Source organism: Roseomonas sp. CCTCC AB2023176 (genome assembly GCF_042259275.1).
Classification (GTDB): Bacteria; Pseudomonadota; Alphaproteobacteria; order Acetobacterales; family Acetobacteraceae; genus Roseomonas.
In genome coordinates this window covers 628,338-652,555 of the sequence record NZ_CP170086.1, presented here as the reverse complement: position 1 = coordinate 652,555, position 24,218 = coordinate 628,338, and the positions used below count along the sequence as shown (strand labels likewise).

The window sequence follows — 24,218 nt, the reverse complement described above, 5'->3', positions numbered from 1 at the left end:
CGGTCACTCCCTCTCCAGGATCAGCGTCGCGGCGCCGTGGCGGTGGCCGAGCAGACCGCCCGTGCCATTGACCAGCGCGAGCGACAGGCCGGGCACCTGCACCGCAGGATGCGCTTCCCCGCGCAGTTGGCGTACGGCCTCGATCACCTTCGTCATGCCGCCCCGGTTCGCCGGGTGGTTGTTGCAGAGGCCGCCACCATCGGTGTTCCAGGCAAGCCGCCCGACGCCGGAGATCAGGTTGCCGTCCGCCACGAACCGGCCGCCCGCACCTTTTTCGCAGAAGCCGAGATCCTCGACCTGCACGACGACGGTGATCGTGAAGCTGTCGTAGATGCTGGCGTAGCGGATGTCGGCGGGCGTCACGCCGGCCTCGGCGAAGGCGGCAGCGCCGGCCTCGCGCGTCGCGGAGGCTGTGAGGTCGGCGTAGCCGCCCTCCCGGCCCTTCACCGACTCCCCCGCGCCCCGCAGGGTCACGACGGGCCGGGACAGGGACCGCGCGATCTCCGGCCGCGTCACCACCAGCGCGCCGCCGCCGTCGGACACGACGCAGCAGTCCAGGCGGTGCAGCGGGTCCGCGACCATGGGCGACCCGACCACGTCCTCCACCGTCACGACCTTGCGCAGCATCGCCTGCGGGTTGTGCTGCGCGTGGTGGGAGGCTGCGACCTTCACCCAGGCCAGTTGCTCGCTCGTCGTCCCGAATTCGTGCATGTGGCGCGCGGCGACGAGGGCGTAGGACCCGACGGTCGTGCGGCCGTAGGGTAGCTCGAACGGATCGTCCGGCACGTTCGCGCCCCAGGACCGCGCGACGGTCCCGCTGCTGCCCTCCGACCGCGGGCGTCCGGCGAGGGTGATCAGCGCGACGTCGCACTTCCCTGCCGCGATGGCCTGCGCGGCGTGCGAGACGTGCGCGAGGTAGGAGGCGCCGCCGATCTCCGTGCTGTCCATATGCCGCGGACGCAGCCCCATGTAGTCGAGGACGGAGAGCGGCCCGAGCCCCGGCGCGTCGCCGGCGCAGAAGTATCCGTCCACGTCGCGTGGGGACAGGCCCGCATCCGCCAGCGCGCCGATCGCGCATTCCGCATGCAACTGGGCGACGCCCTTGTCCGGCGCCTTGCGCGTCGGGTGTTCATAGGCCCCGGCGATGCAGGCCATGCCCCTCACGCCCATGCGGCGCCGCTCCCCCCGTGCCGCCGCATCATGCGCGGCGGTACGGGGCGTCACAACCGCGCCTCAGCGCAGCGCGTAGGCGATCGGGACGATCAGCGTCATGGTCGGCGGTACCCAGGCATCCGGCAGTGGCGGCATGACGGCGCGCCCGGCCATCTCCTCCGTCGCGGCGTCGAGCGCGAGGTCGCCGGAGGACCGTGCGAGGTTCGCCGCGGCGATTCCGCCGTCGCGGCGGATCGTGATCCGCAGCCAGGCCGTGCCCTCCGCGCCGCGCGCCCGGGCTTCGGGCGGGTAGCGGCGCTGGCGGGCCAGCACGGACTGGACCGCGGCGGCGTAGTCCGGCGGGATGGCCAGGACGGCGCTGCCCGCGCCGGGTTCCGTGCCGCCGCTGCCCGGGGCCGGTCGCGCCGGACGTGGCGACGCGGCGACGACGGGACGGATCCCTGCGGGTCGCCGCGTCGGGCCAGGGGATGTGCCAGGGGATGTGCCAGGGGATGTGCCAGGGGATGTGCCAGGGGACGGGTCAGGGGACGCGGCGGCCGTCGCTGCGGCGGCCGGCGGGCTGACGGGGGCTGGGTCGGAAGCGGACGGGCTGGCCGGGGCGACGTCGGCGTGCGGCTCCGGCGGGGCGGCACCGGCAGGGGCCACTTCCGCCAGGGCCCGGGCGGGTTCCGTCGGGGCCTGGACGGTCCCGGGCACTGGGGCGGCCGAGCCGGTGGGGGCGTCCGCCGCCTCCGCGATCTCGGACGCGGGCGGTTCGTCGGCGACCATTTCGACCGGGGTCTCGGGGAGGGCGACCTCGGCCAGGGGCACCGGGCCCAAGGGGAGAAGCCAGGCCAGCAGGGCGAGGTGGAGCGCGGCGGAGAGCGTCAGGACCCGCGTCGGGCCGAGCGGGACGGCGGCGGACGACCGGACGGGGGTGCCGGCCAGCCCCGCCCGAACGGCGTCAGCCGCGCCCGCGGCGCGCACGCGGTTCGGGGGCGGGCTCGGCCCCGGCGGGCCGCCCGGCATCGAAGCCGAGGAACCCGACATCCGGCCGCGCCGCGCCCCGTCATTCGTGAAGAGCCGCGGGCGCTCGGTGCCGCCGGCGGCCGCGACGGGCCGCTCGAGCCCGACCGGCGGGTCGCTGAGCGTCCGGGGCAGGGCGCGACGGGGTTCCTCGGCGGCGGTGCGGGGCTGGGCGGGCGGGCGGGCGCTGGCGGCTTCCGGCGCGTTGCGGTCGCGGGCGTTGCGGGCGCCCCGCGTCGGCGCCGGATCGATCGGCGCGGTCGTCGGGCCGCCGCCGGCGCTGCCCCGGGCGGAGAGGAGGTAGAAGGCGATGTCGTTCCGGCCCTGGTCCACCGCGGCGTCCACCGCCGTGAGGCCCAGGCGGTTGCGGGCGTTCAGGTCGGCCCCGCGGGCGACGGCGTCCCGCGCGGCGGCGATGTCGCCGCGGTTGATCGCGTCGAAGAGCGCGGCGTTCGGCGCCATGGATGCGGGGTTGCCCTCGGCCGGGATCGGTTCGGGCGCCCGGTTGGCAGCGAGGCCGGGGAGGCCCGGCGGCGGCCGCCGTGGCGCAGCCGCGGGATCCTCCTGCGGCCGGAGGGGGCCGGTCGGGCGCGTTCCGCCGAGCCCGCCGACTGTGTTCGAGCCCTGCGCGAGGGCCGGGCCCGCGGCGAGGACGAGGACGGCGATGGGGATCAGGCGGCGCATCGACCGCCTATACTCCCGCGCGGCCCGGCGGGCCAAGCGCGACCGGGCCACGGCCACGGGGCCCATGCGGCGGCCCGATGCGGCAGCCCGGAGCGACCTGCCAAGAGCGGCGAGCCCAGAGCGGCGTTCCTAAAAGCAGTGGACCCGGAGCAGCGGACCCGGAGCAGCGGACCCACGGTGGTAGGCGTAGACCTGCGGGCCCTGAACAGTCGGCCCCGAGCCATTCACCGGGGCGACGGACCCTGCGCGACGGAGCTCCTCCGCCTAGCGGCAGCCCGGGCCCACGTAGGAGTAACTCTCCACGCGGCGTGTGCGGAACTCATACTCGCGAAGGGTGAAGGTCAGTTCGCAGGGCGGCACCAGGACGGCGTCGGCGGGCACGGCGCGGCGCGGCGCGGCGTCGGGGTCGCCGGCGATGCGATCGATGTCGAAGCCCAGCACCGAGGTCGTCCCGACCTCGTAGGCGCGGTTGGGGACGCCGAGCGTGCCGATGACCTGATCCTCGCGGGCCCCGACAAAGGCCTGGACGAAGGGGGGCATGTGGGCCCCCGGCTGGGCGCAGCCGGCGAGGAGCAGCAAGGCGGGCAGCACGTGTCGCATCCGTGCAGGATGGGCCGGGGCGGTGCCCCTGGGAAGTGGTTGTCGCAGGGTGGCTGGCGCGTCGCCGGCCGGCGCGTCACCATCCGCGCATGCCCGATGCCGCGATTCTCGACCGCCTCCGCGCCGCCGTGGAGGCGGGTTTCGACGCGGAGGTCGCCTTCCTTTCGGAGATCGTGCGCTTCCCCAGCCGCCGCGGGGCGGAGGGACCGTTGCAGGACCACCTGGCGCGGTCCTTCGCGGCGCGGGGCTACGTCGTGGACCGCTACACGCTGGCGGACGTCCCGCTGGAAGCGCATCCGAAGGCAGCGCCGATGGTCGGGGTGGACCCGGCGGGCAGCGTGCAGGTCGTCGCGACGCGGCGCGGTTCCGATCCGGCCGCGCGAAGCGTGATCCTGCAAGGGCATGTCGATGTCGTGCCGGAGGGGCCGGCGGAGATGTGGACGGACCCGCCCTTTTCCGGCCGGGTGCGGGACGGGTGGCTCTACGGCCGCGGCGCGCACGACATGAAGGCGGGGGTCGCGGCGATGGTCTTCGCGATGGACGCGATCCGCGGGGCGGGGCTGGTGCCGCGCGGCGACGTGCACCTCCAGACCGTGACGGAGGAGGAGAGCACGGGGAACGGCGCGCTCTCCACCCTGCTGCGCGGGTACCGCGCGGATGCGTGCCTGATCCCGGAGCCGACGGGCGGCACGATCACGCGCGCGCACACCGGGACATTGTGGTTCCGCCTGCGCGTCACAGGCGTGCCGGTGCACGTGATGATGGCGGATCGCGGGACCAACGCGATCCTGTCCGCCATGCACCTGATCCGCGCCCTGCAGGAGCATACGGTGCGCCTGAACGAGGCGGCGCATCACGACCCGATCTACCGGGCCGTCGCGAACCCCATCAAGTTCTCGCCGGGGATCATCCGCGGCGGCGACTGGGCGTCGTCCACGCCGGCCTGGTGCGAGGTGGATTGCCGGATCGGGCTGCTGCCGGGGACGGAGGTGGCGGATGCGATGGCCGCCGTTGAGCGCTGCATCGCCGAGGCGCGGGCGGGCGACGACTTCCTGGCCAACAACCCGCCGCAGGTCACGTGGCATGGTTTCCAGGCCGATGGCTACGTGCTGGAGCCGGGGAGCGAGGCGGAGCGCGTGCTGGCCGCCGCGCACCAGCAGGTCTTCGGGGAAGCGATGGGCGAGCGGCTGTCCACGGCCGTCAACGACACCCGCTACTACGGCCGGTACTTCGGCATGCCCGGCCTCTGCTACGGCCCGCGCGGCGAGGGGGCGCATGGCTTCGACGAGCGGACGGAACTGGATTTCCTGAAGCGCACGACGCTCTCCATCGCGGCCTTCGTCGCGGACTGGTGCGGGGTGGAGGAGGCGACCTGACGCCGCGCGGAGGCCGTGCTCACCGGGTCGTCGTTCTGAAGAGGGAACGTCCATGACGATCCGCAGGCGCGGCGTGGTGCTGGGCAGAACCGCGACGCTCGCGCGTGCGCGACGCCGCATCGGCGGCGCCGATCCGGATCGGGCTGCCGGGGAACCCGACGGGGTCGCTGGCGCCGCTGAACCCGGCAATCCGCGACGGCGCGCTGCTCCGGGCGCGGGAGGTCGGCGCGGGAGGTCAATGCCGCGGGCGGGGTGATCGCGCGGCCCTTGGAACTCGTCGTCTGCGACACGCGGAGCGACATGGGTGCGGTGCGGGGGATCGGGCGCGCGCTGATCGAAGCCGACCGCCTTGCTGCGCTGATGGGGTGCGGGGACTGCGGTCCCGTGCTGGCCTTCGGGCCCGCCACGGTCGCGGCGGGCGTGCCCTTCCTGACGCCCCGCGCGTCCTCGCCGTGGCTGCCCGCGCAGGTGGGGCCCGTGATGTTCCTGGCCTGCTTCGGGGACAACGTACAGTCGGCGGCGGGCACCGACGGGTTCCAGGACGTGACAGGCCGCAACGCCTGCCCACCGGGGCAGCGCATTCCGCTGAAGACCGTTTCCGTCCTGACCATCGCCGGCGGCCGGCCATGGCTTGGGGGCAGAAGAGGTCCGGCCGGACAGGGTGCCGCCCCCGTGATGTCTTGCGCGGCGCCGCCGTGACCGCGACGCTCCGGCCATGCCCCGATTCCGCATCCTGATCCGCGACGCCAAGTTCGACGGCCCGCCGGACATCGAGCAGGCCCTCGCCGGGGAGGACGCCGAGGTGGACCTGCACCGGCTCGGTGATCCCGACGTCACGCCGGAGCGCTACGCCCTCGCGGACGCCTTGATCCCGCAGCACCAGGCGATCGTTCCCGCCGAGATCATCGCGATGATGCCGCGGCTGACGGTCATCGTCCGGGGCGGGGTGGGGTTCGAACGGATCGACCTCGCCGCGGCCGCTGTGCGTGGCGTGCCCGTCTGCAACGTGCCGGATTACGGGACGGAGGAGGTCGCGGACCATGCCATCGCCCTGCTGCTGGCGCTTGTGCGGGGCGTCGTGCTGCAGGCCGACCGGACGCGGTCCGACCTCATGGATTGGGGGCCGGCGCAGCCGGTTCCGGCGCGGCGGCTGTCCACGCTGACGCTCGGCGTCGTGGGGCTGGGGCGGATCGGCGGGATGGTGTCGCGGCGGGTGGCTGGACTGGGGATGCGCACCGGCTACGTCGATCCGGCAGTGGGAGCGCCCGCCGGACTGACGCGGTACGGCACCCTGCACGACCTGCTGGCCGCGAGCGACGTGGTCACGCTGCACACGCCGCTGAACGAGGGGACGCGCGGGATGATGGATGCCGCGGCCTTCGCCGCGATGCGGCCGGGCGCCATCCTGGTGAACACGTCGCGCGGCGGGGTCGTCGACCTGGACGCGCTGCATGACGCCCTGCGGTCCGGGCACCTCGCGGGCGCCGCGCTGGACGTGCTGCCGAGCGAGCCGCCCGACCCCACGCATCCCCTGATGCGGGCCTGGACGCGCGATGAGGACTGGCTGCGTGGGCGCTTCGTGCTGACGCCGCACATGGCCTACTACTCCCCGCATTCCCTCCGCGACACTCGCCGGCTGGGAATGGAAACGGCTCTGATGTTCCTGCGCCAGGGGCAGCTGCGGAACTGCGTCAACGCCGACCTTTTGCCGCGATGAGGATCCCTGCGATGCAACGCCGCCCCCTGATCGCCGCCGCCGGCGCGACGCTCGCGATGCCTGCGCTGGCGCAATCGCCTTACCCGAACCGGCCCATCCGCTTCGTCATTCCCTGGGCCCCGGGCGGAGCCACCGCGAACATCGCGCGGATCATCGGCGACGAGATGGCGAAGCACCTGGGCCAGCCGCTCGCCTACGACCACCGTCCCGGCGCCGGCGGAGCGCTGGGCTCGGACAATGTCGCGAAGTCGCCGCCGGACGGCTACTCCATCCTCATCGCCGGGGCCGGCACCTTCTACCGTCCCCTCGTCGAGCGGGACACGCCGTTCAATCCGGACCGCGACTTCGGCTTCGTGGGGCTGGTCGGCGACGGGCCCTTCGTGCTGGTGACGAGCGCGGCGCTGCCCTCGACCGACTTGCCGTCCTTCATCGCGCACGCGAAGGCCAATCCGGGGAAGCTGAACTTCGCGTCCTCCGGCCAGGGCTCCACGTCGCACCTCGCGGGCGAGATGTTCAACACGACGGCGGGCATCCAGGGCGTACACGTGCCCTATCGCGGCGCGGCGCCGGCGATGACGGACCTCGTCGCGGGGCGGGTGGACTATTTCTTCGACGCGCTCTCCACGGTGCTGGAGAACGTGCGGGCGGCGCGCATCCGCGCGGTGGGCGTGACGACCGCGGGACGCGTGGCCGAAGCGCCGGACATCCCGACGCTCTCCGAGGCCGGGCTTCCGGGCTTCGTCGCGGCGCCCTGGTGGGGCCTCGTCTGCCCGGCCGGCGTGCCCACGCCCGCGATCGCGCGGTTGTCGGAGGCGCTGCGACTGGCGCTGGAGGTGCCGCAGGTTGTCTCCGCCCTGGGTCAGCAGGGCTGCCGCGCGGTGTCGATGGCGCCGGGGCCGTTCGAGGCCTACGTGCGGGAGGAGAACGCGAAGTGGTCTCGCGTAATCGACGCGGCGGGGCTGCGCGTCGGGTGAAGCCGCGTCAGCTGCTGGCCTGGGCGAAGGAACCGACGCGTCGCGCCGCTGCGCGGCGCGCCCTGAGCCGCCTCGCGTAGAGCACCGGACCGCTGACGCAGAGCAGCGCCAATGTCAGGCCCGAGAGGCACACCACCGCGCGCCCCACCGGTCCGAAGTAGCCGCCGCCATGCAGCGAGATCTGCGCCGTAATCCAACGGTCCGCCGTGCCCATCGTCGCATGCGTCCGCGCGCCGACGACACGGCCGTCCCAGGCATCCACCCACAGGATGTTCCGCGCGCCCGAGGCCGTGTCGGCGTCGAGCGCCTTCAGGCTGATGCGCCAGGAATGGACCGGCGGTTCGGGCGGCAGCAGGAACCAGGTTCGGTACCCGGGCAATGCCGCCTCCGCCGCGCGCATCGCGGTGTCGGCGTCCACGGCGTAGGGCTCGTCGCGATCCGGCACCTTCGGCGGGCGGAGCGGCGTCGTTTCGGAGACCGGGGCTAGCGGCAGTGCCGCGACCTTCGGGAAGATCAGCGCCACGCCGGAATAGGCCACCATCGCCAGCACGAGCGCGGCGACGGCGCCCGTGACGCGGTGCAGGTCCCACCACATCCGCCCGCGCGGGCGCAACGCGAACCGGAAGGCGTGGCGCCAGCCCTCCCGCGGCCACCACAGCCAGAGGCCCGAGCCGACCGAGGCCAGCATCGACAGCCCGACGATGCCGACGAGCTCCATCCCCCACCAGTCGCGCAGCAACAGCGTGTAATGGAGTTCCAGGATCGTGTGCATGAGGCTGCGGCCGTAGTCGCGCCGTCCCAGCACCGCCCCTGTCGCGGGATCCACGTGCGTCGTCCAGGTGTCCAGCCCGTACGGCGTCTCGACGGCGTGGGACACGACCCAGACGGGCCAGGTCGCGTCGGGCGCGCGGACGAGGAAGATCGGGTCGTCCGACACCGCCTCCGCGGCCCGGATCGCCGCAGCTGCGCCTAGGTCCGGGCCGGGCGAGGCGCGGTAGAGGGCCGGGTTCAGCCAGGCGTCGATCTCCCGCCAATAGACCTGCGCGCTGCCGGAGAGGGCGACGAGGAACAGCACCGCGCAGGCCAGCAGCCCGAGCCAGCGATGCACCCGCCGCCAGGCTTTGCGAACCCGGTTCAGCGACCCTCCTGCCGCCACGCGACGATCGCGACGCCAAGGACGAGCACCAGCGCAAGCCACGGCGGCAGCAGCGGCAGGGCGGAGATGCCGGTCACTGTCCCGTCCTCCCGCCGCACCAGGCCGATCCAGCCGGGGCCGGAGGCGTCGCGTCCCGCGGAGACGCGCCGCAGTTCGGGCACCGTCGTGCCCTCGCCCAGCCAGCGCACGGCGCCACCGCCGGCGTTGACGACGGGCATCAGCCGGGATGGGTCGGCGCGGAGGTCGGCGATCTCCGGCGCGTTCGGCGCCTCGGCGGCGGCGAAGGCGGTGCGGGTGCCGTCGGTCGCGCTCCAGACGCCGGCGCGGGTCACGGGCAGGTCCGCGACCGCGCGGCCACCCCCGTGCGCTCGGGCGTGCGGCGGGTCACGGTTCCGTCAGGCGCGGTCACCGTGACCTCTGGCGGTGCGGCATCGGCGAGGCTGCGGCGCGTGACGGTCAGGCGGCCGTTGGCGATCGCGGCCGTCAGGTCCTCCTCCTCCAGTTCGGGTTCCCGCATCAGCCAGTGCGCGATCCGGCGCAGCAGTTCGGCCTGCGGCCCGCCGCCGTCATGTCCCCGGGACCAGAGCCAGATCTGGTCGGAAAGGAGCAGCGCCACGCGGCCTTCCTGGACGCGGTCGGTGATGAGCAACGGCGATCCGCCGGGCGCGCCGAGGATGACGTTGCCGCCGCGCGCATCGGCGCGGAGATAGCGGTACCAGCGGCCCCAGGTGGCCGCGGCGTCGGCGGCGGGGTTGGCGCCGGCCAGGCCCTCGGTGACGGGGTGGCGAAGGCCGGCTTCCGTGACCTGCGCGCGGAAGGCGGTTTCGGCGACGGCGCCGGATCCCGGCACGGGGCGCGCGGGCAGGACGGTGCCGAGCGGCGTCGCGGCGAGGGAGGACGGGCCCGTGAACTCCGGTCCCACCGACATCAGCAACGCGCCGCCCTGCCGCACGTAGTCCGCGATGTTGCGGAGGTATTGCGGCGGCAGGATGCCGCGGTTGGAGAAGCGGTCGAAGACGATCAGGTCGAAGTCGCGGAGCTTCTGCTGGAACAGTTCCCGCACGGGGAAGGCGATCAGCGCCAGTTCGTTCAGCGGCGTCAGGTCGTCCTTCTCCGGCGGCCGCAGGATGGTGAAGTGGACGAGGTCCACGTTGGGGTCGGCCTTCAGCAGGCGCCGCCAGGTCCGTTCGCCGGCATGCGGCTCGCCGGACACCAGCAGCACGCGCAGGCGGTCGCGCACGCCGTTGATCGCGACGACCGCGGTGTTGTTGAGGGTGGAGACTTCGCCGGGCCGTTCCTCCGCGGTGATCTCGACCACGGAGGGACCGCCGCGCTCGATGGGGATGGCGATGCGATGTTCGCGGCCTGCCGGCACCGTCTCGGTCCGTGGCGCGGCGCCGTCGCGGCGCAGCGTCAGGCGCACGGGGCCGCCCGGCTGCGCGGCGGCGACGCCGAGGTCCTCCACCATAAGCCGGATGTCCACGGAGCGGCCGACGATGCCGAAGCCCGGCGCCTCAATGACGCGCAGGCGCCGGTCGGTCTCGCCCTGGCGCCCGGGGAGCAGCACGTGGAAGGGCGCGTCGCCGGGCCAGGAGCGCGGGACGTCGTGCACCTGCCCGTCGGTTATGGCGATGACGCCCGCGAGCCGCGCGCGGGGAATGTCGGCCAGCGCGCGTTCGGCTGCGGCGAAGAGGCGCGTGCCCTGGTTGCCGCCTTCCTCCGCGACGACGGTGCGGAGTTCGAGGTCGGGCAGCCGTCCCGCGCGCGCCTCAATGGCAGCGCGCGCGGCCTCGATCGCCGCGGCGCGGTCGCCGACCTCCGTGGAGGCGCTGCGGTCGGTGACAAGGAGGGCGATGTCCGGCCGCGTCTCCCGCGTCTGCTGCACGAGCCGCGGGTTGGCGAGCGCGCCGAGGACGAGGAGGAAGGCCAGGGCCCGCCACCACGCCCCGCGCGCGCGCCGGACGAGGGCCGGGATCAGCGCGGCCAGCGCGACGGCGGCCAGCACCAGCAGCAGCCACAGCGGCAGCACCGGCGCGAGGTCGAGGGAGGCGAGGGTGCGGGTCATCAATTGCCCAGCCGCTCGAGGATGGCCGGCACGTGGACCTGGTCGCCCTTGTAGTTCCCCGTCAGCGCGTAGATCACCAGGTTGACGCCGAAGCGGTAGGCGAGCGTCCTCTGCCGTGCCCCGCCGGGCAGGACGGCATAGGGGTTCTGCCCCCGCCCATCCACCGCCCAGGCCGCGGCCCAGTCGTGGCCGCCGACGATGACGGGGGAGACGCTGTCATTCGCCCGGTCCGTGTCGCGCGCCACCCAGACCGTGCCGCCGGTGTAGCGCCCGGGCAGGTCGGGCAGCAGGTAGAAGGCGCGCTTCAGCACGTGGTCGTCCGGCACGGCGGCGAGCGGCGGCACCTCCAGCCCGCGCGTCACGCGCCGCAGTGCCGCATCTGCGCCGAGGGACACGCCGGCGCCCGAGCCGTCGTTCTTCGTGTCGAGCAGGATGATGCCGCCGTTGCGCATGAAGGTGTTGAGCGCGGTGACCGCGGCGTTGTCCGGTGCCGCCGCGTTGGGCAGCACGGGCCAGTACAGCAGCGGGTAGAAGGACAGGTCGTCCTGCCCCGGCCGGACCGCGACGGGTTCGGCCAGCGCCGTCGCGGTGCGGCGGTTCACGTAGTCGGAAAGGCCGAGCAGGCCCTGGCGCGACACCTCGTCGGTCGAGGCATCGCCGGTCACGACATATGCCAAGCGCGTGGTCAGCGCCGGCGCGCCTTCCTGCGCCCACGCGACGCCCGGCAGGAGCAGTACGAGAGCCACGGCCGCCGCCCGCACCCGGACTCCGAGGCCGCGCGTCTGCAAGGACAGCAGCAGGTCCGCCGCCAGGAGCACGAGCGCCATAGCGAGCAGCCAGGGACCGAGGTCGCGCTCCGCCGGCACACCGCCGATCGCGGAGACCTGCGCGCCGGAAGGCGGGTTCGCGGCGGCGCGCGGCGGAGGGAGCGACGCGGAGAGGTTCAGCGCCCGCCGTTCCCCGCCCTCGGCGGGGGTGCCGTACCAGCCCGGCGGGTAGCGCGGCCCTGGCGCGGTCGCTGCCAGCGCGGAGGCCGGGATCGGGCCCGCGGCGGGCGGCGGCGTGCCGAGGCGCCCGAAGCCGTCCAGGGTCTCCAGGGGTGCCAAGGGAGCCTCTCCTTCCGCCCCGACCACGCCCGCCGAGAGGGCGACCAGCCGCCGCAGCATGTCCACGAACAGGCCGGAGAGCGGCAGGTCCGACCAATCGGCATTGGCCGTCACGTGGAACAGGACGATCCGCCCCTGCCCCCGGTTCTCGAAGGTCACGAGGGGGGTTCCGTCCGTCAGCCGGGCCCAGGAGCGTTCGGCGAGGCGGGGGACCGGTTCGGCGAGGACCTGGGTCGTGACGGTGACCTCGGCGGGCGGGGTCAGGCCGGCGAAGGGACTGCCCTCGGCGAAGGGCGCCAGGGTCTGGGGGCGGTCCCAGGACAGGGCTGAACCCAACTGCCGCTCGCCGGCGCGCAGCGGCACGGGCAGCAGCGGGTCGCCGCGTTCCGCCGTGCGCGGACCGGCGAAGCGCAGAACCAAGCCGCCCCCCTGCACGAAGCGCGACACGGCCTCGGTTTCCGCGCCCTCCGTAAGCGGACGGTCGGCCAGGACCAGGACGGCGAGGCGCCGCGACAGCAACGTGTCCAGCGTGCCGCGCCGCACCTCCGCGGTCGGGTTCAGCGCGCGGTCGAGGTAGTAGAGGGCGCCGGTCAGCGGGGCGTCCGCCGCCTCGTCGGCTGCGGCCAGGAGACCGACGGGGCGGCGGCGGAAGCGCTCATCCAGCAGAGCGACGCCCGCGGCGCCCGGGGCGGCGGGACCTTCGAGTTCCAGGCGGGTCACGGCGTTGCGGATCTCGACAGGCAGTTCCAGCGTGCCCTCCGCGCTCGTCGCGCCGGCTGGCAGGTCCAGCGCGGCGCGGCCGAGGGCGCGGCCATCGGCGGTCAGGGCCAGCACGCCCGCCGTGGTCGCGGGCCCGCCCGGCGCGCGCTGCACCGAGAGGACGAGGCGGTCGGCCTCCGCGCGCGGCGGCGGCAGGACCATCGCGCCGCCCGCGGCGCCGCGCGCGACCTCCAGCGGCCCCGCATCGGCCAGGGCCTGCATCAGTGGCGCGTCGTCGTCGCCGTGCCCGATGCCGTCCGAAAGGTAAAGCGACGCGAAGCTGCCGGCGCCCCCGCGCCAGGCCTGGAAGGCGGTCAGCGCCGTCGTACGGTCGGGCGACCAGGGCCGTGGGTGCATCGCGGCGAGGCGGGAACGCGCTTCCTCCGCCGGCATCCAGCCGGTCGGGCGGATCGCGTCGCCGTTGTCGGGTGCAGCAGTGGAGAGTATCGCGACGCGCCGCCCGGATCGCGCCGCGCGGTCCAGCGCGGCGGAGGCGACCGCCATCCGGTCCGGCCAGTCCGTCGCCGCGGCCCAGCCGTCATCCATCACGATCAGCAGCGGGCGATCCCCGCCGTCGCCGGACACAGCGTTCCAGACGGGCCGCGCGAGGCCGAGGATGATGAGCGCCGCCGCGACCATCCGCAGCAGCAGCAGCCACCAGGGCGTGCGCGACGGGGTTTCCTCGACGAGCGGGAGGTCGCGCAGGAAGCGCGCGGGCGGGAAGGCCTGGCGGCGCGGCGCGGGCGGCGTGACGCGCAGCAGCCACCACAGCGCGGGCAGCGCGACGAGCGCGGCGAGGAGCCAGGGGGCAGCGAAGGTGATCGCGTTCATCGGGCGTGACTTCGAAGGCGTGTCGGCGCATGCCGCGGCGGCGGAAGCGTCGCGTGCCTCCGTCCACCGCGCATCAGCGTGCCCCCGCCGGTGCCAGCGCCTGCCACAACGCCAGCAGGGCCGCCCCGGCCGGCGCGTCGGTCCGGTGCGTCAGCAGCCGCATGCCGAGCGAAGCCGCGAGCGCCGCGAGCCCTGCGCGATGCGCCGCGAGGCGTTCCTGGTAGAGCTCGCGGATACCTTCGACCCGCGGCACGAGGGCGATGTCGTCCAAGCCGCCGCCAAGCGGCTCGAACCGCACGCGCCCCGCATAGGGCAGCGATTCCTCCGCGGGGTCGGCGATCACGACGAGCGTCGTCGCGAGGCCGGAGGAGGCCAGGCCCGACAACTGGTCCCGCATGTCCGGCAGGGGGCCGAGGAAGTCGCCGAACAGCACGGCGCGCGCGTGGCGCGGCAGGGTCTGGTCCACCGGCGGGCCGTCCAGCCGCCCGAGGCGGGCGGCGAGGGTGGCGAGGGAAGAGCGCCCGGAGACCCCGCGCCCGCCGCCGATCAGCCGCACCCGCTCTCCGCCGCGCAGCAGCAGCGACGATAGGGCGAGAAGCAGCAGGTCGGCGCGGTCGCGCTTCGTCGGGCGCGACGGGTCGCCGGTCCAGATCATCCCCTCCGACGGGTCGCGCCACAGGGCGACCGTCTGCGCCGCCTCCCACTCCGTCTCGCGTACGAAGACGCGGTCGGATTTCCCGCTCTGGCGCCAGTCCACGCGCGTGGCATCGTCGCCGGGGACGTAGGGGCGGAACTGCCAGAAGGCGTCGCCCGATCCGGCGCGGCGGCGGCCGTGGACGCCGCCCATGATCGTCGCGGCGACGCGCTCCGCCGCCACGATCAGGGCGGGGAGGCGCGCCGCCGCGGCCTCGGCGCGAAGCACGCCGGCTGCGTCGATCGCACCGGCGCGTCCCGGCGCGGTGGCCCCGAGGGAGGGCGCGGAATCCCGTGTCGCGAAGCGTCCGCTGACGGGCCCCGTCGCGGCGCTAGCCAAGATCGGCCTTCAGGGCCGCGATCACCTCGGCGACCCGCACCCCATCGGCGCGCGCCGCGAAGCCAAGCGCCATGCGGTGCCGCAGCACTGGCTCAGCGAGGGCGATGACGTCCTCGACGGAGGGCGAGAGGCGACCGTCGAGCAGTGCCCGCGCCCGCGTGGCCAGCATCAGCGCTTGCGCCGCGCGGGGGCCCGGGCCCCAGGCCAGGTGCTGCTTCACCGCGGGCAGCGTCGCCGTGTCGGGGCGCGCGCCGCGGACCAGGCGCAGGATGGCGTTCAGGACGGATTCCCCGACCGGCAGGCGGCGGACGAGGGCCTGCGCGGCGATCAACTCCTCCGCGCTCATCGCCTGCGACGGCCGCGCCTGCTCGGCGCCGGTCGTCGCGAGGAGCATCGCGCGCTCCGCGTTCTCGTCGGGATAGCCGACTTCGATCTCTAGCAGGAAGCGGTCGAGCTGCGCCTCGGGCAGGGGATAGGTGCCCTCCTGCTCGATCGGGTTCTGCGTCGCGAGCACGTGGAAGGGGGAGGGGAGGGGATGCACCTCGCCGGCGATCGCGACCTTGTGCTCCTGCATCGCCTGCAGCAGCGCGGATTGCGTGCGGGGGGAGGCGCGGTTGATCTCGTCGGCCATCAGCAACTGGCAGAAGACCGGGCCCTTGAGGAAGCGGAAGGAGCGGCGTCCGTCCTGCCCCTCATCGAGAATTTCGGAGCCCAGGATGTCGGAGGGCATGAGGTCCGGGGTGAACTGCACGCGCCGCTCGTCCAGGCCGAGCACGGTACCGAGCGTCTCCACGAGTTTGGTCTTGCCGAGGCCGGGCACGCCGACGAGCAGCATGTGGCCGCCGGACAGCAGGGTGATGAGCGCCTGCTCCACCACCTCCTCCTGTCCCAGGATCACGCGGCCGACCGCGGCACGGACGCGGACGAGGCGTGAGGCCAGGGCCTCGGCCTCCCCGGCGATCCGGGTGGCATCCTCGATGCCTGCCCCTTCAACCATCGCGTGGCCCTTTCCATATTGCCATCCGGTAACGCCCATCCGGGTAGCCCGTTCGTCCCTCTCGGCCCCGCCGGCATCAGGAAGCCGGCGGGGTCGGCTCAGCTTAGAGCCGGCTCGACCTAGAGCCGGCTCAACCTAGAGCCGCTTGAGCAAGAGTGGGGCCGCGATCGGGGATCGGGAAGGGAAGACCGGCCGGAAGCGGCAGAGCGCGCCCGTCACGACCTCGTCGGTCGTCCGGGCGGGCCGCTTCGGGGCGGCGGACCTGGAGCAGGCAGGGATGGCATTGGGCGTACATGGACGGGCGGAGGGAGCCACGATGGCGCACGCGCCGATCCTGGCCAGGCCATCACGACCGAAGGTGGATTGCGGCGAGTTCGGCATGCGCATCGCGCGTGACGGGACCTGGCACTACCAGGGCAGCCCGATCAACCGGCGGGAACTGGTCTGCCTCTTCGCCACGGTGCTGAAGCGGGAGGCCGACGGGTCCTACTGGCTGGAGACGCCCGTCGAGCGCGGGCGGATCGAGGTGGAGGATGCGCCTTTCGTCGCCGTGGAACTCATGTGGGGCCATTGTTGCGGCGCGGACTTGTGCGAGCAGCACGGCGCGTCCTCCTCCCGCACCCGGCAGGTGCTGACCTTCCGGACCAACCTTGACCAGATGGTCACCGCTGACATCGAGCATCCGATCCGCGTCGAGGTGGACCCGGTCACGCGGGAGCCGCGACCCTACGTCACCGTGCGTACGACGCCGGGCGGGATGGCGCTGGAAGCCCGTATTTCCCGCTCCGTCTTCTACGAGCTGGTCGCCCTCGCCCAGCCCGAGACGGTGGATGGGCGCGAGGTGCTGGGCGTGTGGAGCGAGGGCGTGTTCTTCGTCATCGACGAGGCGCCGGAGGGATCCGAGGACATCTACGCCGACCTCGACGACGCGGCGGCGTGACTGATCCGCTGCCGGTCGTCGTCCCGCCGGCGCTGTCGGCGGCGGAGGTCGAGCATCGGCTGACGGATCGCGAACGGCCTGCCGCCCTGCCGCCGGTGGTGCGGCAGGATGCGGCGGCCATCGCGCCGGGCGCGCGGCGTTCGGCGGTGCTTGTGCCTGTCGTCCTGCATGACGAACCGACGGTGCTGCTGACGCTGCGAACCGCGACGCTGTCGGCCCATGCGGGGCAGGTCGCCTTCCCCGGCGGCCGGATCGAGGAGGGCGAGACGCCCGAGGCCGCCGCGATCCGCGAGGCGGCGGAAGAGGTCGGCCTGGACCCGCGCCTGCCGCGGATCGCCGGGCGCCTGCCCGAGATCTACACGGGTACGGGGTTCCACGTGGTCCCGGTCATCGCGCTGCTCGACCCGCCGCTGGCCCTGACGCCGGCGCCGGAGGAGGTGGCGGAGGTCTTCGAGTACCCGCTCGCCCGCCTGCTGGACCCCGCGGCGCCGCGGCGGGAGAGCGGCGTGTTCGGCGGCCGCACCCGCGAATACTGGATCTGGCCCCACGACCGCCACCGCATCTGGGGCGCGACGGCGACGATGCTGCGGAGCCTGGCCCTGGCGCTGCGCTGAGGCTGGCCGCCGCGCCGCGGGCGGTGCAGCATCGGTCCTGCCCAAGGGGGACAGCATGGCGCGGATCGCGGGTGTCATCGGCCTCGGCGCCGTGGGATGGGGCATCGCGGCCTCGCTGCTCCGCGCGGGGATCGGGACCCGCGGCCTGGACCTGCGGCCCGAGGCGCTGGATCGCCTTCGGGATGCCGGCGGCACACCGGCGGCGACGCCCGCTGAGGCCGCGCGCGGTGCCGACGCACTCTTCGTCGTCGTCGTGAACGCGGACCAGACGGAGCAGGTGCTGTTCGGGCCGGACGGCGCTGCGGCGGCGTTGGCGCCCGGCGCGGTCGTCCTGCTGAACGCGACGATGCCGCCCGCGCGTACGGAGGCGATCGCCGAACGCCTGGCCGCGCTGGGGCTGCTGGTGCTGGACGCCCCGACCTCCGGCGGAGCCGCGCGGGCGGAGGCGGGGCAGACGACCCTCATGGCATCGGGCGCGCCGGAGGCCTTCGCGGCGGCCGGGCCCTTCCTCGGCGCGGTCGCGGGCAAGGTCTATCGGCTGGGCGAGACGCCCGGCGCGGGGTCCCGCGTGAAGATGATCAACCAGTTGCTCGCGGGCGTGCACATCGCGGCGGCGGCCGAAGCCATGGCGCTCGCGGCGCGGTCAGGCCTCGACTCGGCTGTGGTGCACGAGGTCATCACGAGCTCCGCCGGTAACTCCTGGATGTTCGGCGACCGCGTGCCGCGGATGATGCAGGCCGACCCGCCGACGCGCTCGGCCGTCGCGATCTTCGTGAAGGACCTGGGGATCGTGCGCGATTCCGCGGCGGCGCTGGGGGCGGAGACGCCGGTCGCCGAGGCCGCGCTGGCGCGCTTCCACGCGGCAGCCGAGGCAGGGCTGGCGGGCGCGGATGACAGCACGGTGGTCCGCACCTATCCCGGCGGGGACGCGGTCGCGGGGAAGACGCCGTGATCGCCTTCATCGGCCAGCCCGGGACGGGCGAGGCACGCCCGTTCTCCCGCGCGACGGTCGCGGGCGGGCTCGTCTTCGTGTCCGGCCATTCCGCGCCGCACGATCCGGCGCGTGGGGTCCACCGCGGCGCGACCGCCGGGGAGGAGGTGCGGAACGCGCTCGCGACGCTGGCCGGCATCCTCGCGGAGGCGGGGAGCGGGCTGGGCCGGGTGGTGCAGGTCACGATGCTCATCACGGACCCGGCGGACTACGCCGAATGCAATGCGGAATACGTGACGCACTTCCCCGGCGGGCTCCCGGCCCGCCACACCGCGCGCTTCGGGGTGCCGACCGAGGCGCGGGTCGCCTTCTCCTGCATCGCCCTGGCCGGCGTCGGCTGAACAGCACGGGGCCACCGGGGTAGCTGCCTCCACCGCCGCGACCATCGCCTGCCTTCGCTGCCCGGCGGAGCCCGCGGCGACGCCGGTTCCGGCGCCGGGCCTATCCGCCTTCCGGCCGGGCGCGCCATATACGGCCCGATATGCCCTACCTCATCGAGGCGCTGCTCTTCGCCTCCCCCTTCGCTCTCTACGCCCTGTGGGTCCGCTTCAACCCGGGGCGGGCGGTCGCGTCCCACGTCCTCATCCTCGCGCTGATCGGCGTTTTCCTCTCGATCGGGGCGGCGGCCTGGTACGGGTTGTCGCGCGGGATGGACCGCGGAACCGCCTACGTGCCGCCGAGGCTGGAGGGAAACCGGGTGGAGCCAGGGCATTCCGCCACCTCCCGCGGTGACACGGCCTGGCCGCCGGTCGGGCCATCGGCGCCGGTCCCGCCGCCCTATCAGGGGCCGCCCCGGTGAGCGACGCGCCCCTGAGCGACAACCCCTGAGCGACGCACCCGTGAGCGACACGCCGGTCGCGCGCATTGCCCGGCCCGCCTTCCTGGAACTGCCTACCGTCGCGGCGGCGCTCGACGCGCTGCCGGGGTCGCGCGCCGTCGGAGGCGCGGTCCGCGACGCGCTGGCGGGGCGGGAGGTGGCGGACGTGGACGTCGCCGCGCCGCTGCCGCCGGAGCACGTCATCCCCCGCCTGCGCGACGCCGGCCTGCGCGTGCACGAGACCGGGCTGTCGCACGGCACCGTCACCGCCGTTCGGGACGGCGTGCCGGTGGAGGTGACGAGCCTCCGCCGCGACATCGCGACCGACGGCCGCCACGCCGTGGTGGAGTGGACGACGGATTGGCGGGAGGATGCGTCGCGACGCGACTTCACGATCAACGCCATGTCGTTGTCCGCCGAGGGGGATCTCTGGGATTACTTCGGTGGTCGAGCGGACTTGGCGGCAGGGCGCGTGCGCTTCGTCGGGGACCCTGCGACGCGTCTGGCGGAGGACTACCTGCGCGCGCTGCGCTGGTTCCGATTCCACGCGCGCTACGGGCGGGGCGAGCCGGATCCCGCGGCGCTGGCCGCGATCCGCGACGCCGCGCCGCATCTGCCGCGGCTTTCGGCCGAGCGGATCTGGGGCGAGATGAAGCGGATCCTCGCCGCCCCCGACCCGTCGGATGCGGTGGCGCGGATGGAGGGGGCGGGGATGCTCGACGCCCTCTTCGGCAAGGACGCGCGCTTTTCCCCGCGCCACGTCGCGGCGCTGACGGCGGTCGGGGCGCCCCCGACCCGCTGCTGCGCTTCGAGGCGATGCTCGGGTCGCGCGCGGTCGGGACCTCGGTCCGCCTTCGTGCGTCGAACGATGAAGCGGACCTGCTGCGTGCGCGGTACCGGGCGGGGCATGCCCTCTACCCTGCGCAGCCCGCCATCGCGTCGGGGGCCTTCGGGGATGACGACCTGCGCCGGCTCCTCGCCGCGGAGAGCCCGGACGCCCTGGCCGCCGCGACCTGGCTGCGGCAGGCCGTCAACCGGGCCTGGGGGTGGTCGGGACCTGGCGACGCGGCCTGGGACGCCTTCCGCACCCGGGTCGCGGCGATGCCGGTGCCGGTCTTCCCGCTGCGGGGGCGCGATGCCCTGGCACTGGGCGTCGTTCCGGGGCCGGAGATGGGGCGCCTCCTCACGGCGGTCCGGGCCTGGTGGCTCGAGGGCGGCTGCATGGCCGACGCCGAGGCTTGCCGCACCCGATTGGGCGACCTGATCGCCGACATTCCCGCGAGCGCGGTTCACGGCGCGGAACCTACCCCGTAGGTAGCCTCCACCACACCGAGGGGTTCACCTGATGAACGACGCGCTCTCCACGCTCTGGGCCCCGCGGGCCCATGCGGTCCTGCGGATCATGGCCGGGCTGCTGTTCCTGCAGCACGGCACGCAGAAGATCCTCGCCTTCCCCGCGGCTGCGCCGATGCGGATCGAGGGACTGCTGACGCTGGCAGGCTGGATCGAACTGGTCTGCGGTGCGCTCATCGCCGTCGGGGCCCTGACCCGTCCGGCGGCCTTCCTCGCCTCGGGAATGTGCGCGGTCGCGTATTGGATGGCGCACGGGACGTCGAATTTCTTCCCGATCCTCAACCGGGGCGAGCTCGCGGCCCTCTATGCCTTCGTCTTCCTCTACCTCGCCGTAGCCGGTGCGGGGCCGTGGAGCGTGGATGCGATGCTGCGCGACCGCCGCGGCGTCCCGGCGACGGCCTGATCCGACGGCTCCGACGGGCGGGCCGGGGCGGTAGGCTCCGGCCCGAGGGGCGTGGCGTGCGGTGGCGATCCGGTCTAACCGCCCCGCCATGGCCCGGTCCCGCATCGACACCGAGACGACGCGCGCCCTCGTCGCGCGTCTCTGGCGCGAACAGGTGCGCCATCACCCCCGCCTGATCGCGACGGCGCTGGCCTGCACCGCGCTCGTCGCGGGCCTGACGGCGCTCTATCCTGTCGTGATCCAGCAGGCCTTCGACCTGTTCACGCGGGGCGACGTGCGGGTGATCACGGCGGTGCCCTTCGTCATCGTCGCGGTGACGCTGGCGAAGGCGCTGGCCCAGTACGGGCAGGCCGTCTCGATCCAGTCCGTCGTGTTCCGGGTGATCGAGGGACTGCAGAACCAGTTGTTCCGCGCGCTCACCCGCGCCGACTTCGCCTTCGTGGCGCGGGAGGCGCCGGCGCGCCACGCCGCGCGCTTCACCGCCGACGCCGCCGCGATCCGGGAGGCGCTGGGCAAGGCCATCAACGCCATCGCCGACGTGCTGACGGTGGTCGGTCTCGTCGGGTCCATGGTTTGGCTGGACTGGAAGATGTCGCTCGTCGCGGCGCTGCTCTACCCCTTCGCGATCGTGCCGGTGCTGCGGCTCGGCAAACGCATCCGGCGCGCCTCGGGCGGGATGCAGGAGAGGGTGGGGGAAGCCGCCGCGTCTCTGACGGAATCCTTCGGTGCGGCGCGGGTGGTGCGCACCTACCGGCTGGAGGCGGCGGAAGAGGCACGGGCGGGGCGGACCTTCGCCAGCCTGCGGTCCTCCCTGATGGCGATCGGGCGGACGCGCGCGTCACTCGACCCGATGCTCGAAGCGCTGGGCGGGGTGGCGGTGGCGGGCGTGCTCGCGATCGTCGGCTGGCGCGTGGCGTCGGGGGAAGGGACGGTCGGCGAGTTCACCGGCTTCGTCGCGGCCCTGCTGATCGCCGCACGGCCGGTGCGGGCGCTCGGCAGCCTGAACAGTGCGTTGCAGGAGGGGCTGGCGGGGCTGTCGCGCGTCTACGCCGTGACGGATGCGGAGCCCGCGATCGTGTCGCCCGCCGGCGCGCCGGCGCTGCCGGAAGGGCCGGGGCGCGTGGCCTTCGAGCAGGTGCACTTCGCCTACGGGGGGCGGAGGCCGCGGCGCTGCAGGGCGTGTCCTTCGTGGCGGAGCCTGGGCGGACGCTTGCGCTCGTCGGACCATCGGGCGCGGGCAAGTCCACGGCGCTTGCGCTGGTGCCGCGTCTCTACGACCCGGTGGCGGGGCGGGTGACTCTGGACGGGGCGGACCTGCGAGGGGTGTCCCTGGAATCGCTGCGTGACGCCATCGCCTATGTCGGGCAGGACGCGACGGTCTTCGACGACACGGCCTTTGCCAATATCGCCTGCGGGCGGCCCGGTGCGACGCACGAGCAGGTCGAGGAGGCGGCGCGCGCCGCGGCCGCGCACGACTTCATCGCGGCGCTGCCGGAGGGTTACGGGACCGTGCTGGGGACGGGCGGGTCGCGGCTGTCCGGCGGGCAGCGGCAGCGGATCGCCCTGGCCCGCGCCCTGCTGCGCAACCCCCGCGTGCTGCTACTGGATGAGGCGACGAGCGCGCTGGATTCCGAGAACGAGCGGCTGATCGGGGAGGCGCTGGCGCGGCTCCGCGCGGGGCGGACGACGCTGGTGGTGGCGCACCGGCTTTCCACCGTGCGGGATGCAGACCTGATCGTGGTGATGGAAGGCGGGCGCGTGGCAGAGACCGGCACGCATGACGCGCTGGTGGCGCAGGGCGGGCTCTACGCCTCGCTCGTGCGGGCGCAGGTGTTCGGGGGTTAGTTAAACGGCGGGCGCCGCGTCCCGGATGCGGGCGATCATGTCCTGCGCGATGAAATCCTCGTCGCGGAGTTCGTCGAGCGTGAAGGGCGCCAGCGCCGGCAGGGGGCGCGGAAGTTCCGAATGAGTCCGGCGGAGCCGGTGAACGTCGCGCAGGGCCGGCGCATACATCTCCTCGGCTGACAGGCGCCGGATCGTTGAGGGCTCCAGCCTCCGTCGCGCATCGCCGAGGAAGTTCCAGGCCTCGTCCGTCCAATGCGACACGGCGAGCGAGCCAGGCCAGGCGACGACCGTCAGCGCGTGAGTGATCCCCTTCTCGAACAGGGATTGCACTGCCCGGACCTCACCCCTCCCCGAGCCTTCGATCTCCTCGATCACGTTCTCCCGGTCCAGGTCGTTCACGCGCTCCCCCGCGGCGACGCGGCGCAGGCGGTCCGCCTACTCGCGGCTCCACGCGAGGATGTCGGTGTCGTCGAGGCCGTCGGGCATCGCTCCCTCCTCCGTCCGAGCCTACAACGCGGGGCGGGCGGTTCGCATCATTCCCGGCGCAGGACGCCGTCCACGAGGCGGTCGGCCCAGCCGCGGCTCTTGAACGAGGCACGGAGGGCAGCTTCGTCGTAGGCGTCGCGCACCCAGTCCAGGAAGGGTGTGCGCCCCTCGGCCTCCCGCGCGTAGAGGCGGAAGAAGGCGTCGAGGATGCCGGTGCGGGACGCGCTGACATGGCCGAAGCGCCAGTGCAGCTGGTCCAGGGCCTGCTGCGACGTTCCACCGTTCAGCAGCAGGAAGACGCCGGCGGCGAGGCCCGTGCGGTCAGCGCCGGACTTGCAGTGGATCAGGGCGGGTTCCGCCATCCCGGCATAGAGGTCCGCAAGGCGAAGCAGGCGGTCACGGTGGGGGGCGCCGCGGCTCTCCAAGGGGGCGTCGATGTGGGTCAGGCCGAGACGCCCGGCTTCCTCGCGCGACAGGGCGTCGGACCCGCATTCCGCGCGGTGGCCGCGCAGGTTGATGACAGTGCGCAGGCCGTGCCGGCGCGCGACCTGCGCCAGTTGCCAGGGCTGCGGGTGGTTGGAGCGGTACAGCCGCCCCGGCACGATGGCGCCCCAGTTGCGCCAGCCCGTCCGCAGGATCGCATGGTCCACGAAAAGCGAGTTCAGGGTGGCCGCGCGGCGCCCCGCGGGGCTGGTGAGGTCCAGCGGCATCGCTGCGCGAGATAGGGGGCGGGACGGTTCGGGGCAACGTTGCGGGGCTGCCGGCCGCCCGGGGTTGATCGCGCGGCGCAACGGGCCTGCTGGCATCGGGCGCTGCCCTGCCGGGGCAACGTCGGCGCTCCGCGGGGCGTTACCCCCAGCACGACAGGAGGAAGCCGCGATGTCATCGAAGGCGCACATGCCGCCCGTCCCGAAGGAGAACCAGTCTCCCCACGGCGGCAGCACCAAGGGCGAAGGCCAGCTCGATCCGAAGCAGGCCAAGGGCAACGTCGAGAACCGGACCGTGGACCCCACGAAGCAGGGCCAGTCCGGCGGCGTCAGCCAGAACACGCACCACCAGGGCTACCAGCAGGACCGCTGAATCATGGGTGACAAGCACAACAAGAACGAAGAGGGGACCGACCGCTCCGGCGGCGGCCCCGGCAGCAGCCACCAGGGCGGCGCCCACGGGCACGCGCATCGCGAGAAGCGGGGCGGCGTCGAGGGTGGGGTCCAAGCGACGAACGATGCGAAGAGCGACACGTCGGGCGGCGGGGGGAGCGCGACAGCCACCACACCCACGACCCCGAACGGA

22 protein-coding genes and 2 pseudogenes are annotated in these 24,218 nt (G+C 74.1%); 13 read left to right on the top strand and 11 right to left on the bottom strand.

Translation table 11 applies throughout. The features are described 5' to 3' along the window. Nucleotides 1–3 precede the first annotated feature (3 nt). The 3 genes from ACE7GA_RS03235 to ACE7GA_RS03225 form a co-directional block, all read right to left on the bottom strand. Entirely contained in the window at nucleotides 4–1,224 is a 1,221-nt protein-coding gene (locus ACE7GA_RS03235; protein WP_376095540.1) for a thiolase domain-containing protein, read from the bottom strand. Nucleotides 1,225–1,233: 9 nt separating this feature from the next. After that, on the bottom strand, nucleotides 1,234–2,862 hold the full coding sequence (locus ACE7GA_RS03230) for a TonB family protein (protein ID WP_376095537.1): 1,629 nt from the start codon (nucleotides 2,860–2,862) through the stop codon (nucleotides 1,234–1,236). Nucleotides 2,863–3,126: 264 nt separating this feature from the next. After that, nucleotides 3,127–3,462, bottom strand: coding sequence for a hypothetical protein (locus tag ACE7GA_RS03225; RefSeq protein ID WP_376095534.1), 336 nt, complete (start codon nucleotides 3,460–3,462; stop codon nucleotides 3,127–3,129). Between the two features lie 89 nt (nucleotides 3,463–3,551). Between ACE7GA_RS03225 and ACE7GA_RS03220 the strand changes: the two genes are divergently transcribed. The 4 genes and pseudogenes from ACE7GA_RS03220 to ACE7GA_RS03205 all read left to right on the top strand — a co-directional run bounded on the left by ACE7GA_RS03220 (nucleotide 3,552) and on the right by ACE7GA_RS03205 (nucleotide 7,529). After that, the gene (locus ACE7GA_RS03220; RefSeq protein WP_376095531.1) at nucleotides 3,552–4,838 is read left to right on the top strand and encodes an ArgE/DapE family deacylase; all 1,287 of its coding nucleotides are present in this window, start codon (nucleotides 3,552–3,554) and stop codon (nucleotides 4,836–4,838) included. Between the two features lie 237 nt (nucleotides 4,839–5,075). Then, a pseudogene (locus ACE7GA_RS03215) lies at nucleotides 5,076–5,537 on the top strand (hypothetical protein); the annotation flags it as partial. 16 nt (nucleotides 5,538–5,553) lie between these two features. After that, nucleotides 5,554–6,555 (top strand): C-terminal binding protein, encoded by a 1,002-nt coding sequence (locus ACE7GA_RS03210; protein ID WP_376095528.1) that lies wholly within the window; start codon nucleotides 5,554–5,556, stop codon nucleotides 6,553–6,555. Nucleotides 6,556–6,566: 11 nt separating this feature from the next. Beyond that, entirely contained in the window at nucleotides 6,567–7,529 is a 963-nt protein-coding gene (locus ACE7GA_RS03205; RefSeq protein ID WP_376095525.1) for a Bug family tripartite tricarboxylate transporter substrate binding protein, read from the top strand. A 7-nt stretch (nucleotides 7,530–7,536) separates the two neighbouring features. Here the strand turns inward: ACE7GA_RS03205 and ACE7GA_RS03200 are convergent, their stop codons facing one another. The 6 genes from ACE7GA_RS03200 to ACE7GA_RS03175 all read right to left on the bottom strand — a co-directional run bounded on the left by ACE7GA_RS03200 (nucleotide 7,537) and on the right by ACE7GA_RS03175 (nucleotide 15,476). Then, nucleotides 7,537–8,637, bottom strand: a complete 1,101-nt coding sequence (locus tag ACE7GA_RS03200; RefSeq protein WP_376095522.1) for a PepSY-associated TM helix domain-containing protein — start codon at nucleotides 8,635–8,637, stop codon at nucleotides 7,537–7,539. A 26-nt stretch (nucleotides 8,638–8,663) separates the two neighbouring features. Next, a complete protein-coding gene (locus ACE7GA_RS03195; protein WP_376095519.1) occupies nucleotides 8,664–9,017 on the bottom strand; it encodes a hypothetical protein in 354 nt (117 codons plus the stop codon). After that, nucleotides 9,014–10,750, bottom strand: coding sequence for a hypothetical protein (locus tag ACE7GA_RS03190; RefSeq protein WP_376095516.1), 1,737 nt, complete (start codon nucleotides 10,748–10,750; stop codon nucleotides 9,014–9,016). Before ACE7GA_RS03190 ends, ACE7GA_RS03195 begins: the two co-directional genes overlap by 4 nt. Next, on the bottom strand, nucleotides 10,750–13,446 hold the full coding sequence (locus ACE7GA_RS03185; RefSeq protein ID WP_376095513.1) for a DUF4159 domain-containing protein: 2,697 nt from the start codon (nucleotides 13,444–13,446) through the stop codon (nucleotides 10,750–10,752). Before ACE7GA_RS03185 ends, ACE7GA_RS03190 begins: the two co-directional genes overlap by 1 nt. Nucleotides 13,447–13,519: 73 nt before the next feature. Beyond that, nucleotides 13,520–14,479 (bottom strand): DUF58 domain-containing protein, encoded by a 960-nt coding sequence (locus tag ACE7GA_RS03180; protein ID WP_376095510.1) that lies wholly within the window; start codon nucleotides 14,477–14,479, stop codon nucleotides 13,520–13,522. Next, nucleotides 14,472–15,476, bottom strand: coding sequence for an AAA family ATPase (locus tag ACE7GA_RS03175; RefSeq protein ID WP_376095507.1), 1,005 nt, complete (start codon nucleotides 15,474–15,476; stop codon nucleotides 14,472–14,474). Before ACE7GA_RS03175 ends, ACE7GA_RS03180 begins: the two co-directional genes overlap by 8 nt. Before the next feature lie 316 nt (nucleotides 15,477–15,792). Between ACE7GA_RS03175 and ACE7GA_RS03170 the strand changes: the two genes are divergently transcribed. The 8 genes and pseudogenes from ACE7GA_RS03170 (at nucleotide 15,793) to ACE7GA_RS03135 (ending at nucleotide 22,439) form a co-directional block, all read left to right on the top strand. Then, nucleotides 15,793–16,416: a DUF1285 domain-containing protein gene (locus ACE7GA_RS03170; RefSeq protein WP_376095504.1), complete on the top strand. Its 624-nt coding sequence runs from the start codon at nucleotides 15,793–15,795 to the stop codon at nucleotides 16,414–16,416. Next, nucleotides 16,413–17,030 carry a CoA pyrophosphatase gene (locus tag ACE7GA_RS03165; protein ID WP_376095501.1) on the top strand — a complete coding sequence of 206 codons (618 nt, stop codon included), beginning with the start codon at nucleotides 16,413–16,415 and terminating at the stop codon, nucleotides 17,028–17,030. The genes ACE7GA_RS03170 and ACE7GA_RS03165 overlap by 4 nt, the downstream gene beginning before the upstream one ends. A 55-nt stretch (nucleotides 17,031–17,085) precedes the next feature. Continuing rightward, nucleotides 17,086–17,982: an L-threonate dehydrogenase gene (ltnD, locus tag ACE7GA_RS03160; RefSeq protein ID WP_376095498.1), complete on the top strand. Its 897-nt coding sequence runs from the start codon at nucleotides 17,086–17,088 to the stop codon at nucleotides 17,980–17,982. Then, the gene (locus ACE7GA_RS03155; protein WP_376095495.1) at nucleotides 17,979–18,362 is read left to right on the top strand and encodes a RidA family protein; all 384 of its coding nucleotides are present in this window, start codon (nucleotides 17,979–17,981) and stop codon (nucleotides 18,360–18,362) included. The genes ltnD and ACE7GA_RS03155 overlap by 4 nt, the downstream gene beginning before the upstream one ends. 140 nt (nucleotides 18,363–18,502) lie before the next feature. Beyond that, nucleotides 18,503–18,820, top strand: coding sequence for a hypothetical protein (locus tag ACE7GA_RS03150; RefSeq protein ID WP_376095492.1), 318 nt, complete (start codon nucleotides 18,503–18,505; stop codon nucleotides 18,818–18,820). A gap of 40 nt (nucleotides 18,821–18,860) precedes the next feature. Then, complete coding sequence (locus tag ACE7GA_RS03145) at nucleotides 18,861–20,102, top strand: CCA tRNA nucleotidyltransferase (RefSeq protein WP_376095489.1); 1,242 nt, start codon at nucleotides 18,861–18,863, stop codon at nucleotides 20,100–20,102. 81 nt (nucleotides 20,103–20,183) lie between these two features. Beyond that, nucleotides 20,184–20,594 (top strand): DoxX family protein, encoded by a 411-nt coding sequence (locus ACE7GA_RS03140; RefSeq protein WP_376095486.1) that lies wholly within the window; start codon nucleotides 20,184–20,186, stop codon nucleotides 20,592–20,594. 88 nt (nucleotides 20,595–20,682) lie between these two features. Then, nucleotides 20,683–22,439: pseudogene (locus ACE7GA_RS03135) on the top strand (ABC transporter ATP-binding protein). Here the strand turns inward: ACE7GA_RS03135 and ACE7GA_RS03130 are convergent. Both ACE7GA_RS03130 and ACE7GA_RS03125 read right to left on the bottom strand, forming a co-directional pair. Beyond that, nucleotides 22,440–22,838: a DUF29 family protein gene (locus tag ACE7GA_RS03130; protein ID WP_376095483.1), complete on the bottom strand. Its 399-nt coding sequence runs from the start codon at nucleotides 22,836–22,838 to the stop codon at nucleotides 22,440–22,442. A gap of 134 nt (nucleotides 22,839–22,972) precedes the next feature. Further along, entirely contained in the window at nucleotides 22,973–23,635 is a 663-nt protein-coding gene (locus tag ACE7GA_RS03125) for a tyrosine-protein phosphatase (RefSeq protein WP_376095480.1), read from the bottom strand. Nucleotides 23,636–23,804: 169 nt separating this feature from the next. On the opposite strand from ACE7GA_RS03125, the gene ACE7GA_RS03120 reads away from it, so the two are divergent. After that, nucleotides 23,805–24,005, top strand: a complete 201-nt coding sequence (locus ACE7GA_RS03120; protein WP_376095477.1) for a hypothetical protein — start codon at nucleotides 23,805–23,807, stop codon at nucleotides 24,003–24,005. The last annotated feature ends 213 nt before the right edge of the window (nucleotides 24,006–24,218 follow it).

What these genes read in the sequence shown, in the direction of transcription:
- ACE7GA_RS03230 (WP_376095537.1), bottom strand. Translation starts at nt 2,862, where the DNA reads ATGCGCCGCCTGATCCCCATCGCCGTCCTCGTCCTCGCCGCGGGCCCG.
- ACE7GA_RS03225 (WP_376095534.1), bottom strand. Translation starts at nt 3,462, where the DNA reads ATGCGACACGTGCTGCCCGCCTTGCTGCTCCTCGCCGGCTGCGCCCAG.
- ACE7GA_RS03220 (WP_376095531.1), top strand. Translation starts at nt 3,552, where the DNA reads ATGCCCGATGCCGCGATTCTCGACCGCCTCCGCGCCGCCGTGGAGGCG.
- ACE7GA_RS03210 (WP_376095528.1), top strand. Translation starts at nt 5,554, where the DNA reads ATGCCCCGATTCCGCATCCTGATCCGCGACGCCAAGTTCGACGGCCCG.
- ACE7GA_RS03205 (WP_376095525.1), top strand. Translation starts at nt 6,567, where the DNA reads ATGCAACGCCGCCCCCTGATCGCCGCCGCCGGCGCGACGCTCGCGATG.
- ACE7GA_RS03190 (WP_376095516.1), bottom strand. Translation starts at nt 10,750, where the DNA reads ATGACCCGCACCCTCGCCTCCCTCGACCTCGCGCCGGTGCTGCCGCTG.
- ACE7GA_RS03185 (WP_376095513.1), bottom strand. Translation starts at nt 13,446, where the DNA reads ATGAACGCGATCACCTTCGCTGCCCCCTGGCTCCTCGCCGCGCTCGTC.
- ACE7GA_RS03175 (WP_376095507.1), bottom strand. Translation starts at nt 15,476, where the DNA reads ATGGTTGAAGGGGCAGGCATCGAGGATGCCACCCGGATCGCCGGGGAG.
- ACE7GA_RS03170 (WP_376095504.1), top strand. Translation starts at nt 15,793, where the DNA reads ATGGCGCACGCGCCGATCCTGGCCAGGCCATCACGACCGAAGGTGGAT.
- ltnD (WP_376095498.1), top strand. Translation starts at nt 17,086, where the DNA reads ATGGCGCGGATCGCGGGTGTCATCGGCCTCGGCGCCGTGGGATGGGGC.
- ACE7GA_RS03150 (WP_376095492.1), top strand. Translation starts at nt 18,503, where the DNA reads ATGCCCTACCTCATCGAGGCGCTGCTCTTCGCCTCCCCCTTCGCTCTC.
- ACE7GA_RS03140 (WP_376095486.1), top strand. Translation starts at nt 20,184, where the DNA reads ATGAACGACGCGCTCTCCACGCTCTGGGCCCCGCGGGCCCATGCGGTC.
- ACE7GA_RS03125 (WP_376095480.1), bottom strand. Translation starts at nt 23,635, where the DNA reads ATGCCGCTGGACCTCACCAGCCCCGCGGGGCGCCGCGCGGCCACCCTG.
- ACE7GA_RS03120 (WP_376095477.1), top strand. Translation starts at nt 23,805, where the DNA reads ATGTCATCGAAGGCGCACATGCCGCCCGTCCCGAAGGAGAACCAGTCT.